This window comes from Corallococcus sp. bb12-1 (assembly GCF_026626765.1).
In the GTDB taxonomy this organism is placed as follows: domain Bacteria; phylum Myxococcota; class Myxococcia; order Myxococcales; family Myxococcaceae; genus Corallococcus; species Corallococcus terminator.
The window spans coordinates 233,292-248,684 of record NZ_JAPNJZ010000018.1 but is presented as its reverse complement, the minus strand read 5'-3'; the positions used below and the strand labels follow the sequence as shown (position 1 = coordinate 248,684).

13 protein-coding genes are annotated in these 15,393 nt (G+C 70.3%); 6 read left to right on the top strand and 7 right to left on the bottom strand.

Going from position 1 to position 15,393, the window contains the following annotated elements:
• Positions 1–73: 73 nt before the first annotated feature.
• The 3 genes from OV208_RS21750 to OV208_RS21740 all read left to right on the top strand — a co-directional run bounded on the left by OV208_RS21750 (position 74) and on the right by OV208_RS21740 (position 2,977).
• A complete protein-coding gene (locus OV208_RS21750; protein ID WP_120545121.1) occupies positions 74–469 on the top strand; it encodes a BlaI/MecI/CopY family transcriptional regulator in 396 nt (131 codons plus the stop codon).
• Positions 469–2,055, top strand: a complete 1,587-nt coding sequence (locus OV208_RS21745; protein ID WP_267575793.1) for a transglycosylase SLT domain-containing protein — start codon at positions 469–471, stop codon at positions 2,053–2,055. Before OV208_RS21750 ends, OV208_RS21745 begins: the two co-directional genes overlap by 1 nt.
• Positions 2,056–2,176: 121 nt before the next feature.
• A complete protein-coding gene (locus OV208_RS21740; RefSeq protein WP_267575792.1) occupies positions 2,177–2,977 on the top strand; it encodes a hypothetical protein in 801 nt (266 codons plus the stop codon).
• Between the two features lie 60 nt (positions 2,978–3,037).
• Here the strand turns inward: OV208_RS21740 and OV208_RS21735 are convergent, their stop codons facing one another.
• The 3 genes from OV208_RS21735 to OV208_RS21725 form a co-directional block, all read right to left on the bottom strand.
• A complete protein-coding gene (locus OV208_RS21735) occupies positions 3,038–5,860 on the bottom strand; it encodes an AAA family ATPase (protein ID WP_267575791.1) in 2,823 nt (940 codons plus the stop codon).
• A gap of 79 nt (positions 5,861–5,939) precedes the next feature.
• Positions 5,940–6,482 (bottom strand): HNH endonuclease, encoded by a 543-nt coding sequence (locus OV208_RS21730; protein ID WP_267575790.1) that lies wholly within the window; start codon positions 6,480–6,482, stop codon positions 5,940–5,942.
• A gap of 214 nt (positions 6,483–6,696) precedes the next feature.
• Positions 6,697–6,855, bottom strand: a complete 159-nt coding sequence (locus OV208_RS21725; protein ID WP_267575789.1) for a hypothetical protein — start codon at positions 6,853–6,855, stop codon at positions 6,697–6,699.
• 83 nt (positions 6,856–6,938) lie between these two features.
• Between OV208_RS21725 and OV208_RS21720 the strand changes: the two genes are divergently transcribed.
• Positions 6,939–7,910, top strand: coding sequence for a quinone oxidoreductase family protein (locus OV208_RS21720; protein ID WP_267575788.1), 972 nt, complete (start codon positions 6,939–6,941; stop codon positions 7,908–7,910).
• A 16-nt stretch (positions 7,911–7,926) separates the two neighbouring features.
• Here OV208_RS21720 and OV208_RS21715 read toward each other — a convergent pair whose 3' ends face one another.
• Complete coding sequence (locus OV208_RS21715; protein WP_267575787.1) at positions 7,927–9,204, bottom strand: MFS transporter; 1,278 nt, start codon at positions 9,202–9,204, stop codon at positions 7,927–7,929.
• An 89-nt stretch (positions 9,205–9,293) separates the two neighbouring features.
• Between OV208_RS21715 and OV208_RS21710 the strand changes: the two genes are divergently transcribed.
• Positions 9,294–9,782: a MarR family winged helix-turn-helix transcriptional regulator gene (locus tag OV208_RS21710; protein ID WP_267575786.1), complete on the top strand. Its 489-nt coding sequence runs from the start codon at positions 9,294–9,296 to the stop codon at positions 9,780–9,782.
• Positions 9,783–9,797: 15 nt separating this feature from the next.
• On the opposite strand, the gene OV208_RS21705 is transcribed toward OV208_RS21710, so the two are convergent.
• Positions 9,798–10,961 carry an alpha/beta fold hydrolase gene (locus OV208_RS21705; RefSeq protein ID WP_267575785.1) on the bottom strand — a complete coding sequence of 388 codons (1,164 nt, stop codon included), beginning with the start codon at positions 10,959–10,961 and terminating at the stop codon, positions 9,798–9,800.
• Between the two features lie 49 nt (positions 10,962–11,010).
• Positions 11,011–12,960 carry an alpha/beta hydrolase family protein gene (locus OV208_RS21700; RefSeq protein ID WP_267575784.1) on the bottom strand — a complete coding sequence of 650 codons (1,950 nt, stop codon included), beginning with the start codon at positions 12,958–12,960 and terminating at the stop codon, positions 11,011–11,013.
• Between the two features lie 169 nt (positions 12,961–13,129).
• Between OV208_RS21700 and OV208_RS21695 the strand changes: the two genes are divergently transcribed.
• Positions 13,130–13,588 (top strand): GFA family protein, encoded by a 459-nt coding sequence (locus tag OV208_RS21695; protein ID WP_267575783.1) that lies wholly within the window; start codon positions 13,130–13,132, stop codon positions 13,586–13,588.
• Positions 13,589–13,642: 54 nt separating this feature from the next.
• Here OV208_RS21695 and OV208_RS21690 read toward each other — a convergent pair whose 3' ends face one another.
• Entirely contained in the window at positions 13,643–15,298 is a 1,656-nt protein-coding gene (locus OV208_RS21690; RefSeq protein WP_267575782.1) for an FAD-binding dehydrogenase, read from the bottom strand.
• Between the last annotated feature and the right edge of the window lie 95 nt (positions 15,299–15,393).

The following is a 15,393-nucleotide window of genomic DNA, read 5'->3' as shown; positions in this document are numbered from 1 at the left end:
TGACGTCGTTCAACTAAAGGCTTAGTTGTATTGGAACTAAGTCCTTAGTTCTTCGTCAGGGGAGGTCGCCGCCGTGTCCAGGTCGCCGTCCGTCGAGGAGTCCCGGCCGCTGACGCCGGTGGAGCTGGAGTTGATGCAGCTCGTGTGGAAGCAGGGGGAGGTGAGCGTGGCGGACGTGCTCGCGGCGCTGCCGCCGGAGCGCAAGCTGGCCTACACGTCGGTGTCCACGGTGCTGCGCATCCTGGAGCAGAAGGGCGTGGTGCACAGCCGCAAGGAGGGACGCGGGCACCTGTATTCGGCGCGGCTGTCGCGCGAGGCCTACGAGGCCCAGAGCGTGCGGCACCTGGTGGCGACGGTGTTCGACGGTACCCCTTCGTCGCTCGTGGCGCGGCTGGTGGAGGCGGTGCCGCTGTCGGCGGAGGAGGTGGAGCAGATCCGCAAGCTGCTGGGCCGCAAGGGGGGCCGGTGATGGGGCCCTTCGCGCGGGAGGTGCTGGCCGCGTACCTCACGGCTGCGGCGCTGGTGGCGGTGGGCTTCGGGCTGCTGCGCGCCGCGCTCTGGCTGGGAATGGAGCGGCGGCTGAGCGCGCGGCAGACGCTGCGCGTGGGGCGGATGACGTGGGCGCTGGCGGTGCTGTTGCCATTCGGGGCGCTCGGGGTGCGCGAGGTGTTGCCGGTGGCGCCGCTCTTCACGTTCGAGCGCTCGTTGGTTCGCTACACAGCGCCGGTCGAACTCGCGGAGGCGCGGGCTGTTCGGGGTGTCGTGTCGCCACCGCCCCCAACGGGGCGCGGCGTTCCGGTCGCCGTGCCTGGGGTGATGCTGGGCGCGGGGATGTTCGGGTTCCTGGTGTGGGAGCTGCGGCGGTACGCGCGCCTGCGGCGGGGGCTTGAAGCGCTGCCGTTGCTTCGCCGTGTGGGTCGGGTGCGGGTGGTGTTGGGGGACACGGGTGGGGGCGCGTTCTCGGTGTGGTTCCCGGGCCATGGCGCGTGGGTGGTGGTGCCTTCCGTGTTGTTGGAGGACGCGGAGGCGTTCCGGCTCACGGTGCGGCACGAGCTTCAGCACCACCGGCAGCGCGACACGGTGTTCGCGTATGCGCGGCTGGGTTTTGACAGTGCCTTCTTCTGGAATCCCTTCGCGCGGGCGTTCAGCCGCTGGTTGGCTGACCGTCAGGAGTTCGCCTGCGACGAAGCGCTCGTCACCGGGCCCCGGGTGCCCGCCGAGGCCTATGCGCGGTGCCTGCTCCAGGCGTCGTCACGCGTGCCGGGTTCGAGCCCCCTTCCCGCCGGAGTCACCGGCATGTCCCACCCCACCGTCAGGAGGATCCACATGTTGTTCGAGCCCCGTCCCCGCAGCTCCGGTCGTGCCCTGGGCCTGGTGTTTTCCCTCGCGTTGGTGATGGCGCCCCTGGCGTTGTGGGCGCAGGGCGCGGTGCGTGGCCGCGCGGTGTCGCTCACGGAGGCCCGGGCGCTCGCCGCTCGGCAGCAGGAAGGTGACCTGCCCGTGGTGGTGGACGCGGCCGTGGTGGAGCAACTCAACCGGTTCGTCACCACGCCCAAGGGGCGCGACTTCATGCGCAAGGCCCTGGCGAATCTCGCGGTGCATCGCGAGGTGCTGACGGGCACGCTGCGCTCAAAGTCCCTTCCGGAAGGACTGCTTGCGGTGGCGATGGTGGAGTCGGCGGTGAGCAACCTGCCGGAGACGTCGCGCGAGCCGTCGCTGGCGCCGGGGCCGAGGGGTGCGGGCGTGTGGATGTTCATCCCGGAGACGGCGCGCCGCTATGGGCTCAAAGTGGAGACCGGGCACGACGAGCGGCTGGACGTGGCCCGCGAGACGGAGGCCGCCGCGGCCCTCTTCCAGGCGCTGCATGCTCGCTATGGTGACTGGCGACTCGCGCTCGCAGCCTACAACCAGGGCGAGGGCGTGGTGGACCGGGTCCTCGCGGAGACCGGGGTGCGCGACGTGAGCGAGCTGACGCGCACGGGCAAGCTCAACGGGTACACCAGCACCGTGCAGGCCGGGGTGTTGCTGCTGCGCAATCCCCACCTGCTCGACTGACGTCCTTTTACGGACGCTCCGGGGAATGTGCCCGGGGCACCCGCGTTCGGATGCGCGCGGGTGGCTTTCGCGCGAGGATGCGCCCACTGCCAGCCAGCCAACGCAGGGGTGGGGAATCGCCATGAAGATCGTCGCGCTCGTTCGTCCGGCTGGAGAAGTCCCCGAAGCGGCGCAGGTGCTCGCTGCGGCGTCGGGCATGGCGCCCGCGGAGGCCCGCATGCGGCTGGCCCCGGAGCCGCCGGCCCTCCTCGCCCGGCTCGCGCCTGATGCGGCGGATGCGCTGGTGAAGACGCTCCAGGACGCGGGGCTCGCGGTGCTCGCCATCGATGAAGCGGAGACCGTGGAGCGGGTGACGGCCCGGACCGTGACGTTCGGCTCCGCGCAGGGGACGTTCACGCCCCGCTCCGGTGAGCCGCTCACGATGGCCTGGGAGGACGTGACGGTCATCCTCCGGGGCGCCAGCTCCATGCGCACGCAGAGTGAGCACACCGAGAAGAAGACGCAGGTGGCACTGGGCGCGGCCCTCATCACGGGCGGCCTGAAAATGACGAAGACGACGGAGACGAGCGTGCGCGGCTCGCAGGAGGAGACGTCGCAGGTGGTCTTCGTCTTCGACCGCGACGGGCGCGGCGCGGTGTTGCCGGAGATCGGGCTGGATTTCTCGTGCCTGGGGCCCGCGATGCAGCCGTCGCGCACGGCGAACATGGTCGCCCTGCCGAAGCTGTTGCGCGAGCGCGCGCCCAAGGCCTTCTACGACGAGCGGCTGTTGCGGCTGGGACGGCGGCCCCTGCCGTTCGTCCTGGGCGGGGCGGTGCAGATTGTCAGTGGCACCACGTCTCATTCGCGCATCAACACCGCGCAGGGCCTGGACGTGCTCGCGGAAGCGATGCGGCAGGGCGTTGCTCGGGGCTATCTGCCCTGAGGTTGCGTCTGGGAGCGTGGAGCACATGCGCCCAGACGTGGCGCATCCGCCCCTGATGCCTCATGCGAGCGGCGGTGTCGACTCCGGCGGGGGACGCGAAATCCACGCGGCGATGAAGACATCCAGCTCGCCGCGCATCACGTCCTTCACGCGCGGGGTGCCGGCTCCGGTGCGCGGATCCTCCACGCGGGCGCCCCGGCCCAGGAAGTAGCGGCGGGCCTCGTCGGTGCTGGCGCCCTGGCCCGCGACGACGCGTGCCGCGATGCCCTTGAGCTCGTCCATCTCCCCGGCCCCGATGAGCGTCAGCATGCGCCCCGTCGCCTCGTCCTTCGCGGTGACTTCGTTGCGCACGCGCTGGAGGTATTCGCCCTCGCGGCTCTTCACCGGACGGCCCTCCAGGACCAGCAGCGCCCGCTCCACTTCCTCCAGCGGCCCGCCCCGGTGCACGCGCACGTACGCGCGCTGACGCTTCTCCTCCTCCAGGCGACGATGCAGCCCCGTCTCGCCCGCGAGGAACCCGTACGCGCCCGGCCCGGCGATGCGCACCACCACGCGCGCGGGCGTGTCCGCCTCCGCCACGGCCGTGGCCTCGTAGCCGCGCCGCTGCGCCCAGCCCAGGTACATGGTGGCCAGCTCCTGCACCCACGCGTCCTGCTGCTCCGACGCGTCGCTGGCGCAGATGTCCACCAGCGCTTCGTTGTCCAGCGGCGTGGCCCCCGCGGCTCGCAGCGCCTCCGCCATCTGGACCTCGCGCGCCACGTCCTCCACCTGCCGGGCGGCGGAGGCCAGCTGCACCTCGTTCTTCGCCTCGCGCACCAGCCTGCGCCCGAAGAGACACGCGGCCTCCAGGCGCTCCAGCTCACCAATCTGCGCCTCCACCGTGCGGAAGGCGCGGATGACGTCCGCCGCGTGCAGCGGGTCGTCCCAGAGGTTGGGCGCCTGCGTCTCCGCCAGCAGCGCGGCGCGGCGTTCCTCCAGCTCCGGCCGTCCGGCGGACGTGGCCAGCGCGCGGGCACGGCCCACCAGCCGGTCCATCTCCACGAGCAGTGACTTTCGGTCCAACCGGCGCTTCACCGCCGCTGCCTTCGCGGTGGGCAGAAGCAACTGCGCCGTCACTTCCCGGGGCGGAGGGACGGGCTCCGCCACCGCCACCACGCGGCCTCCGGGCCGGGCCTCCACGCGCACGGGCGTGCCCGGCGGCAGCGGCCTGCGGGCGATCTCCACCGCCAACGCCGCGGTGAGCGTCTTCTCGATTTCACGCTGCAGATAGCGCGCGCCGAACTGGGGCGAATAGCCACGCTCCACCAGCCGGTCCACCACCTCCGGCGTCACTTCCACGTCCAGGGCGCGGGCGCGGATGCCCTCGCGCTCCAGCACACGGCCCACCTCGCGCTGGGCAATCTTGCGGATGTCCACGCGCGACAGCGGACGGAAGTGGCAGATGGCGTCGAAGCGGTTGAGGAACTCCGGACGGAAGGCCTCCGCGATGCGGCGGTCCACCTCCGACACCTGCTCCTCGGCGCGCTTGTGCGCTGCGAAGCCCAGGCCCGCCTCGCGGTACACCTCCGAGCCCACGTTGGACGTGGCCACGATGAGCGTGTTGTTGCACGACACCGCTTCACCCGCGCCGTTGACGAAGGTGCCCTCGTCAAAGAGCTGGAGGAAGCGGTCGTGCACGCTGCGCGCCGCCTTCTCGAACTCGTCCAGCAACAGCACGGTGAACACCTTGCCATCGAGCAGCGCGGACAGCTCTCCGCGCCGCGTCTCCAGCGCGGGCGCCCACGACGCACCGAAGGGCACGCTCTCATCGCCGTCGTTGGGGTAGTCCGCCATGTTCAGGCGCACCAGCCTGTCGGCGGATCCGAACAGGTATTCGGCCAGCAGCTTCGCCAACTGCGTCTTGCCCACGCCCGTGGGCCCCGCGAAGAGGAACACGCCCAGCGGGCGGCGCGGGTCGTTGAGGCCCGCCTTGAGCAGCGCCACCGACCGCAGCACCGCGCCCACCGCGTCCGTCTGGCCAAGCAGCCGCTCCCCGAAGAAGCGCTCCGTCTCCTCCAGGTCCAGCGGCATCGCGTCGTCCACGACGAAGCGGGGCAGGCGCGTGGCGGCGCAGAAACGGGTGAGCACGTCCTCCGGCCCCACGTGGTCGCGCGCCACGCCCGCGGCCTCCGCCGCCGTCTCCTTGAGCAACTCGATGGCCTTGCGAGGCATCTGCTGCGCGAGCAGGAACTTCGCGGACAGGCGCAGCACCAGGTCGCACGCGGCCGGGTCGATGGGCAGCCGCAGGTCGCGCTCCAGCTCCTCCGCCACTCGGCCGACGATCCAGCGCGCTTTCTCCAGCGGCGGTTCGTGGAGCGGCAGCAGGTGGAGCCGTTCAGCCAGGGCCTCGTCCGCGCGCAGCAACTCCTGCACTCGCTTGGGTTCGGTCTCGAAGATGAAGCGCAGGCCGCCGGTGCGCAGCGCGCGCACAGCCACCGGGGCCAGGGGGCCGCCCAGGGCCACCGGCAGGTCGCGGATGTAGACGATGGGGCAGGGGTGCCGGCCCAGGTGCGTGAGCAGCTCCTCGAAGCTCTCCGCGGCCTGGCGCTGGGTGCTGCGCGCCAGGATGTTGGCGACGGACACCTCCACCAGCCGCGCATGCGCCAGGTCGCCGTCCACGCGGCCCTCCGCGATGCGGCGGGCCACCTCCTGCACGAGCGCGCTCTTGCCCACGCCGGGCTCGCCCGCCAGCAGCGGGTGCTTGCCGCCACGTGTCAGCAGGCCCAACACCTCGGTCACGGCGACGTCCACACCGTACGCCGCCGGCAGCTTCCCCTCGCGAGCCAACGCGGTGAGGTCGCGGTCGATGAGCCGCTCCTGGTCTTCGCTCTTCCTCGTCGCCATGGTGTTCCGGAACGCCCCCTCCGACGTGCGGCACTCTAACCGTTGCCGCACGGAAGCGAAGTCCCGGCACCCCCGGGACTCAGGTTTCCAGCTCCGTGTGCCAGTAGGCGACGTCCCTCAGGAACTTGCGCCAGGACATCGGCACGCCCTGTTCGACGAGGAATGACAGGTGCACGGCGTTGGGCATCTTCTTCGGCTTCACGGGCACGGCGAGCAGCGTCAGGCGCGCCTGGGCCGGGGTGCGGTTGCCCTTCTTCTGGTTGCAGGGCACGCAGGCGATGACGATGTTCTCCCAGCTCGTGTGGCCCCCTTGGGCGCGCGGCACCACGTGGTCGTACGTGGCCTCCGGACGCGTGACCTTGCGGCCGCAGTACTGGCAGCGGCAGTGGTCGCGCTGGTAGACGTTCTCGCGGCTGAAGCGGATGCCGCGCGGGCCCTTCCACAGGGCGCGCACGAAGCGGATGACGGACGGCATGCGCAGCTCCACCGTCACCGAGCGCACGACGCGGTCCTCGTACTCCTCGACCACCTCCACCTTGCCCTGGAAGAGCAGGTGGATGGCGCGTTGCCAGGGGATGCGTGCGACGGGCTCATAGGACTGGCTCAACACCAGCGTTTCCATGACACGGGGCCTTTCGGGCTGACAGGCCGCCAGGGAGTCGAACCCTGCTCGCCCGGATTTGGAATCCAGGCTGCACCCCGTGCGCGACCTATGGGTGAAGTGGGGACGAAGGTGATGCGGGGCGCCCGGACGCAAGAAGAGGCCGGGTTCCCTGGTGGGGAGCCCGGCCTCGGGAGGGTGTCCGTGCCGCGTCGGGGACGGGGCGTGGAAGCCTTCAGGAGCCGGGCGAGGCGAGGCGATAGGACGCGAAGTCGCGCCAGCGGCACGTGAAGGGAGCGGTGCCCGTGCTGGGACGCGAGGACGCTTCGATGCCGTGACCGGAAGGATTCAGGTGCTTGGGGTTCATCGGGGCCTGCTTCGTCGCCGTGCGCATGGGGACCGCTCCTTTCGCTTTCGAAGGACGCCAGTCGGAAATCATTCCTGACAAGCGTCGGAGCGGCCGTTAGGCCTTCGCGCATGAAAGCCATCCGCTACCACCAGGTGGGAGGGCCCGAGGTCCTCCGTTGGGAAGACGTGCCCGAACCCACGCCCGGGCCAGGGGAGGTCCTGCTGCGGGTGCATGCCGCGGGGGTGAACTTCGCGGACACCGAGCGCCGCCGGGGCCTGTACGACGCCCAGGCTCCGCTTCCGCGCATCCTGGGCAGTGAGGCCGCGGGCGTGGTGAGCGCGGTGGGGCCGGGCGTGGACGCGAAGTGGGTGGGGCGCCGGGTGGTGGCGCTGACGAAGGAGTCCTACGCGGAGCTCGCGCGCGCATCCGTGGACGAACTGCTCGAACTTCCGCCGGAGGTGTCATTCGCGCAGGCGGCGGCGCTGCTGGTGCAGGGGCTGACGGCGTACCACGTGGTGCACACCGTGGGCCGGGTGGAGGCGGGGCAGACGGTGCTCGTCCACGCGGCGGCCGGAGGCGTGGGGTTGCTCGCGGTGCAACTCGTGAAGGCCGCCGGGGCACGGGTGATTGGCACGGTGTCGGGCGAGGCCAAGGCGAAGCTCGCCCGGGACGTGGGGGCGGATGACATCGTCCGCTACGACCAGGAGGACGTCGCGGCGCGGGTCCTGTCGCTGACGCAGGGACGCGGCGTGGAGCGCGTGCTGGATTCGGTGGGCGCGAGCACGTGGCAGGCCAGCGTGGACGCGCTGGCGCCCTTCGGCCAACTGGTGAGCTACGGCAACGCCAGTGGACCTCCGCCACACGTGGAGGTGGAGTCGCTCTACGCGAAGTCACTCACCGTGAGCGCCTACTGGCTGCGCACCCCCACGCCCCCGGAGGTGCAGCGTCGGGCACGCGAAGCCCTGCTGGCGGAGGTCGTGGCGAAGCGGCTGCGCGTCGTGGTGGGGCTGAGCCTTCCCCTGGCCCAGGCCGAGGAGGCCCACCGCAGGCTGGAGGGCCGGGACACGGTGGGCAAGGTCGTGTTGCTCGGGGAGGGTTGAAGCGCTCCGGTCGCGCTCAGTGCGGTGCCGCCGTGCTCATCACCGGCTCCGCCCGCGCGGGCCCGCGTCCGATGCGCAGCACCACCAGCGCCGCGCCCAGGCAGATGACTCCGGCGACGACCCATGCGGGCGTGTACGTCTCCAGCGACGTGCGGATGACGCCCGCGCCCAGGGCTCCCAGGCCCGCGCCAATCTGGTGCGCGGCCACCACCCAGCCAAAGGCGATGGGGCCGTCCTCGGCACCTACCGTCTGCGTCGTCAGGCGCACCGTCGGGGGCACGGTGGCGATCCAATCCAGGCCGTAGAACACCGCGAACAGCGGCAGGCCGAAGAGCGACATCTCGAAGGCGCTCGGCAGGTACAGCAGCGCGATGCCGCGCAGGCCGTAGTACCAGAACAGCAGCCAGCGGTTGTCGAAGCGGTCCGACATCCACCCGCTCGCCGTCGTGCCCACCAGGTCGAAGATGCCCATCACCGCGAGCAGTCCCGCGGCGCGGACCTCCGGGATGCCGTGGTCCATGCACGCCGGAATCAGGTGTGTCCCCACGAGCCCGTTCGTCGTCGCCCCGCAGATGAAGAAGCTGCCCGCGAGCAGCCAGAAGTCGCGGTGCTTCGACGCCCGGCCCAGTGCCCCCAGCGCGTTCGCCAGCGGATTGACGGTGGAGACCTTCACCGGCTCCGCGTCCGGCGCGGCCCCGAAGGGCTTCAGCCCCAGGTCCTCGGGCCGGTCGCGCACGAACAGCGCGACCAGCGGGATGATCACCGCGACGACGCCCGCGACCGTGAAGGAGACGGCGCGCCAGCCGTGGTGCTCCACCAACATCGCCAGCAGCGGAAGGAAGACGAGCTGCCCTGTCGCCGTGCTCGCGGTGAGCAGGCCCATGACCAGCCCCCGCCGCGTGACGAACCAGCGCTGCACGACCGTCGCGCCCAGCACCATCGCCGTCGTCCCGGTGCCCAGGCCCACCAGCACGCCCCAGAAGAGGACCAGTTGCCAGGGCGCGTGGATGAAGTTCGTCAGCGCCACGCCCACCGCGATGACGCAGAGCGAGACGAGCGTCATGCGACGGATGCCGAACTTCTGCATCAGCGCGGCGGCGAACGGCCCCACCAGCCCGTAGAGCACCAGGTTCACGGACACGGCCGAGGAGACGAGGGCCCGGCTCCAGCCGAATTCCCGCTCCAGCGGCACGATGAACACGCTGGGCGTCGCGCGCACGCCCGCCGCGCACAGGAGCACCACGAAGATGGTCGCGGCGACCACCCAGGCGTAATGGAGTCTTCCAGTCTTCATGACGGTGTCTCCTTGCGGCGGGCACGGCCGGGCCCGCGTATACTTCCCACCGGAGCGCGGGCGTGTCCTCCCGGCTTCACGGAACGGCGATGTCCCTAGACGAACCCCTGCGCACCCTCTGCAACTGTCTGGCGCTGCGGCAGGCCAGCCGCCATGTCACCCAGTTCTATGATCAGGTGCTCGCACCCAGCGGCGTTCGGACGACGCAGTACTCCATCCTCCACCGCGTCCAGACCCAGGGCCCGCTCACCGTGAACGAGCTGGCCCATCAACTGGTCATGGACCCCTCGACGCTCACCCACAACCTCAAGCCCCTGTTGAAGGACGGCCTCGTCGCCCTCCAGGTGGGCCGCACCGACCGCCGCCAGCGCGCCGTGGACATCACCGCCGAAGGCAAGGACGTCTACCGCAAGGCCCGGCCCCTCTGGCTGCGCGCCCAGGCGGACTTCGAGCGCGCCGTGGGCGACTCCCAGGCCTCCTCGCTGCGAGACCTGCTGGCCTCCGTTGCCCGGACGGGCCTGGGCCAGGCTGAAGAAGTGGCCCCCGCGCCCAAGGCCGCCTCCCGTCGCCGTCGTTGAACCGGGGAGCACGGCTCACGCTCCTTCGAGGAAGGCGAGGAACGCGGCGACCTGCTCCGCCCACAGCTCCGGGTGCGCCTGGGTGAGGTGGCCGAAGGAGCGCGCGTCGCCTTGCTGCACGACGAAACGCCCGTGCTTCACGCGGGGCATCAGCGTCTCCAGCGTGCGCAGGGAGACGGGGTTGAATTCGTCGTCGGAGAAGTTGAGCGCGAACACCCGGGCCTGGATGACGTCGAGCGCGGGCTCCGGGTCGTAGTCGGAGGAGGACTCGAGCGAGTACAGGACGTCGTTGGCGTCCATGCCCTCCGCCTGCGCCATCGCCGCCTGGATGAACGCATCCGCCGCCGCGGCATCCGGGAGCGTGGCCTGCAGGTGGGGCACCCCGTCGAGCATCATGCGGAAGACGGGGAAGGCCTCGCGCCAGCCCCGGGGCGGGGCGGTGTAGAGGCCGTCCTTCCATTCCGGGTCGGTGCGGATCTGCCGGGAGACGAACCGGCGCCACAGCAGGTTGCGCCCGGCGATGCGCGTGGGCAGCGACACGATGGGCATCACGCCCTTCACCACTTCCGGATACAGCTCGCTCCATTGCCACGCGTTCATGCCGCCCATGGACAGGCCCACGATGGCGTGCAGTCGGGCAATGCCCAGCGTCTGGGTCACCAGCCGGTGCTGCAGCTCCACCATGTCCCGGTAGCCGTAGGCGGGGAACTTCGTGCGTGCGCCGTCGCTCGGCTTGCTGGAGCGGCCGTGGCCCACGCTGTCCGGGAAGATGAGGAAGTACTTCGTCGCGTCCAGGGGACGGCCCGGCGCGAACAGCGAGTCCATGAAGGGCTTGCCCCGCAGCACCTCGCCGCTGGCGCTGGTCCAGTGCAGAAGGAGCACCGCGTTCGTCACCGCGCCGGAGGCATCCCGTCGCGGTGTGCCCAGCGTCGCGTAGTGGATGCGCACTTCCGGCAGCACCGTGCCGTCCCGGAAGCGGTGGTCCTGGAAGAACGCATCCGCCTCGCGCGCCTCCAGGGCCCCTGAGCCCAGGGGCGCCGGAACCGCCGCCGGAGCGTGCACGGCCTCGGCGGCCTTCTCACGCGGGGGCGCGCCGGCGCACCCCGAGGTCAGGGCGCCCACGGTCAGCAGGAGGGCGCGAAGGGACCACAAGGCGGACAACCGGCGTGCGGAGTTCATCACGCCGGGAGGATTGCCTGTATATGCAGTTATTGTAAAGCGGCGCCCGTCAGGGCGTGGGGGCGGCGGTCGGCGCGGGCTTGAGGTAGCGGTCGAAGAACTTCTGGGCGCGCTCGTTCACCTCCACCTCGTTCTTCTTCTTCTTGAAGCCGTGGCCCTCGTCGGGGAGCAGGAGGTACTCCACGGGGACGCCGTTCTTCTTCACGGCGGCGACGATTTCATCCGACTCCGCCTGGGGGACGCGCGGATCATTGGCGCCCTGGATGACGAGCAGCGGCTTCTTGATGCGCTCCGCGTGGAAGAGGGGGGAGATCTCCTTGAGCATCGCCTCCTGCTTCTCCGGGTCGCCCACCTCCTGGAACATGGCCTGACGGAAGGCTCCCCATTCAGGCGGCATGCCCTTCAGGGTGCGCAGCCAGTTGGAGATGCCGAAGGCGTCCACGCCCGCCTCGAAGGAATCCGGGTGGAAGGTGAGCGCCGCCAGCACCATGTAGCCCCCGTAGCTGCCGCCGATGATGCCCACGTGCGAGCCGTCCACGTACGGCAGGCTCGCCAGGTACTTCCGGGCCTCCACGACGTCGAGCAGCGGCTCCTTGCCGTGCTTCTGATCATCCGCCTTGTGGAACGCCTTGCCGTAGCCCGTGCTGCCCCGGTTGTTGATGCCCAGCACCACGTAGCCCCGGTTCACCAGGTACTGGATGAAGTTGATGTAGCCCTTGCGCGTCTGGCCCCCGGGGCCGCCGTGCACCCAGACGAGCGCGGGGGCCTTCTGCTCGGGCGTGGCCTGGTGCGGCTTGAAGAGCAGGTTGGGGATCTCCAGCCCGTCGAAGGACTTGAAGCGCACCACCTGCGACTCCACCAGGTCCTCCGGATCCAGCGCCTTGCCCATCGTGTCCGTCAGGCGCGTGGCCTTCTTCTCGGTCAGGTCATAGACGTACAGGTTGGGGGAGGAGCGGTCGCCCTCGTGCATGAAGGCCAGCTTCTTCTCGCTGCGCGCGAAGACGACCTCGGACACCGCGCCTGGGGGGAGCTGGGGCAGGGAGAGCTGGGTGCCCGCCTTCACGTCGTGCAGCCGGACCTCGGTGCCCGCGTCCACGTTGAGGGTGGTGACGCGCCACGCCCCCGTGCGCGAGAACGTGGACGCGACGATGTCCCAGTCCGCCTTCTCCACGTCCTCCCACTTCCCGGCCTCCTTCGCCGGGCGCACCAGGCGCTTGAACTCCGAACCGTCGTCCGTGAGCAGGTACAGCTCCCCGGACACCGGGTCGATGTCCGCCACCGAGTAGCTGGCGGTCCCCTGGTGGGGCGTGAGGTTCTTCAACGTCTTCGTCGCGACGTCGTAGCGCCACACGTTTCCGTCGGACGTGGTGATGGACTCGTTCATCACCACCCACGACGCGTCGGGGGCGACGCCGGCGATGGCGAGGCCCTTGTCGTTCTGGAACAGCAGCGTGCGCGCGTAGGTCTTCGCGTCATGGCGGTACAGGTCCATGGCGCCCTCGTCGCGCTCGTTGGTGACGATGTAGAAGGCGGACTCGTCGCGGCTGAACCCGATGAAGCCCGCGGCCCCCTTCTTCAAGGGCGTGAGGTCCTTCTCCCTGCCGTCCGGCGTGCGCACGTACACGTGCGTCTGCTCGTTGCCTCCCTGGTCGCGCTCGAAGAGGAAGCGGTTGTCGCGCGGGAAGGTGCCCACCATCCGGATGCTGTCCGTCTTGGAGTTCGTCAGCGCGGTGGTCTTCCCACCCGTCACCGCCACACTGGCGACGTTGTAGATGCCGGAGGCGTTCGACGAGAAGAGGATCCGCTTCTCATCCGAGGCGAACTCAGGGCCCGTCACCTCCGTCGTCCCCATGAACTGCTCCATCGTGTACTGGCGCGAGGGGCGCTGCACCGGCTTGCGCGCGGTGCCAGGGGCCGGCTTCGGCGCGGCGGCCACGGCCAGCAGGGGGAGGAACAACGTCACGGCGAGGATGCGATGCAGGGGTTTCCAGACGTTCAAGCGGCCTCCGGAGCAGCGTTGGACGGGCGGAATCTGCCCCAATCCCACGGGGAAGGTCAGGGGGGCCTCCAGGACGACCCATCAGGGGGCGGACAAACCTGACATAAGGCTGTCACTGACAGGGGGGATAAGGGTCGGGTTCCTTCAACGCGGCACCGGAGATTTCGCCATGACCCAGACCCAGAACGACTCCCAGCAGAACCCCGCCAAGGCCGGTGTGCGGACGTACACGGGCGGCTGCCACTGTGGCGCCGTGCGTTACGAGGCCACCGCGGACCTGGCCGACGTGAGCCGCTGCAACTGCACGTTCTGCACGAAGTTCGGCAACGTCGGGAACGTCTCCATGAAGCCGAGCGCCTTCCGGCTGATCAAGGGCCAGGAGCATCTCAGCGAGTACCGGCGCGAGGGGAGCCCGAACTCCCGCAGCTTCTGCAAGCACTGCGGTGTCATGTGCTTTGGCGCCGGGGATGTGCCCGAGATGGGCGGCCTGTTCCGCTCCGTCGGCGTCAACACGCTGGATGACGTGGACCCGTCGCTGCTCACCTACCAGCACTGGGACGGCCGGCACGACAACTGGATGGCCGGGTCGCGCTCCAGCCCGTGGCCCTTCCAGGCCACGGTGTCCTGAGCGGACCTCGCGAAGGGCAGGGGCGTGTTGAAGGCCCCTGCCGCTCGCCGGGGACTACACGCGGCTGGCGGCGTCGCGACCGGCCGCGCGGCCGGAGAAGATGCAGCCTCCGAGGAACGTCCCTTCCAGGGCGCGGTAGCCGTGGACGCCGCCGCCTCCGAAGCCCGCAACCTCGCCCGCCGCGTAGAGCCCGGGAATGGTCTCCCCCTGGGCGTTGAAGACGCGGCCCGAAAGGTCGGTCTCGAAGCCGCCCAGCGTCTTGCGCGTGAGGATGTTCAGCTTCACGCCGATGAGCGGTCCCGCCTTGGGGTCCAGGATGCGGTGCAGCTTCGCGGTGCGCACCAGCTTGTCCCCCCGGTAGCCGCGCGCCTGGCGGATGGCGGCGATCTGAAGGTCCTTGCCGAAGGGGTTGTCCAACTGTCCGTCGCGGGCCAGCACCTCCCGCTCCACGGTGGCGAAGTCCAACAGCGGCTTCTCCGTCTTCGTGTTCATGCCGGCGACCAGCTCGCGCAGGTCCTTGGCCACCACGAAGTCCTCGCCCTTCTCCTTGAAGGCCTCCACCGGGCCCATGGCCTTCTTGCCCACGGCGCGGTTGAGCACGCCCAGCCAGTCCTTGCCCGTGAGGTCCGGGTTCTGCTCCGACCCGGACAGCGCGAACTCCTTCTTGATGATCTGCTGATTCAGCAGGAACCAGGTGTGCTCATGGCCCGTCTTCAGGATGTGTTCCAGCGTCCCCAGCGTGTCGAAGCCGGGGAACAGCGGCGGGGGCAGGCGCTTGCCGGTGGCGTCCAGCCACAGCGAGCTGGGGCCGGGCAGGATGCGGATGCCGTGGCGCGGCCAGATGGGGTTCCAGTTCCGCAGGCCCTCGGTGTAGTGCCACATGCGGTCGCGGTTGATGAGCCGCGCGCCCGCGGCCTCGGTGATGGCGATCATCCGCCCGTCCACGTGGTCGGGGACGCCTTGAATCATGAACTTGGGCGCGGGGCCCATCCGCTCTGGCCAGCTCTTGCGGACCAGCTCGTGGTTGCCGCCGATGCCGCCCGACGTGACGATGACCGCCTGCGCGCGCAGTTCGAAGTCGCCTTCCGTCTTGCGGGAGCTGGTGACGCCGCGCGGGACGTCCGTGGGCTCCAGCTTCATGCCGCGAACACCGACGACGGCGCCCGCGGTGACGAGCAGCTCGTCCACGCGGTGGCGGAACAGGAACGTGAGCTTGCCGGCGGCCTGCGCCGCCTTCGCCCGGCGGATGAAGGGCGCGAGCACGCCGGGGCCCGTGCCCCAGGTGACGTGGAAGCGGGGGACGGAGTTGCCGTGGCCCACCCCGCCGTAGCCGCCGCGCTCGGCCCAGCCCACCACGGGGAACCAGGTCATCCCCTGCTGGTGCAGCCAGGAGCGCATCTCGCCCGCGGCGAAGCTGACGAAGGCCTCCGCCCACTTGCGGGGCCAGTGGTCCTCCTCGCGGTCGAAGGCCGCGGTGCCCATCCAGTCCTCCAGCGCGAGCGTGTGCGAGTCCTTGATGCCCATGCGCCGCTGCTCGGGCGAGTCCACCAGGAACAGGCCGCCGAACGACCAGAACGCCTGCCCGCCCAGGTTCTGTTCAGCCTCCTGGTCCACGACGGCGACGCGCTTGCCGGCATCCGCCAGTTCGGTCGCGGCGACGAGGCCCGCCAGCCCTCCGCCAACGACGATGACATCCACTTCCTGTCCCATGCGGTTGCCTCCTGGTGACGTTGCGGGCGCGGATGATAGGCGAAGCTTTCGCTTCCGTGGATTGCGGAGGCCATTTCACATGCGCACCTCATGGG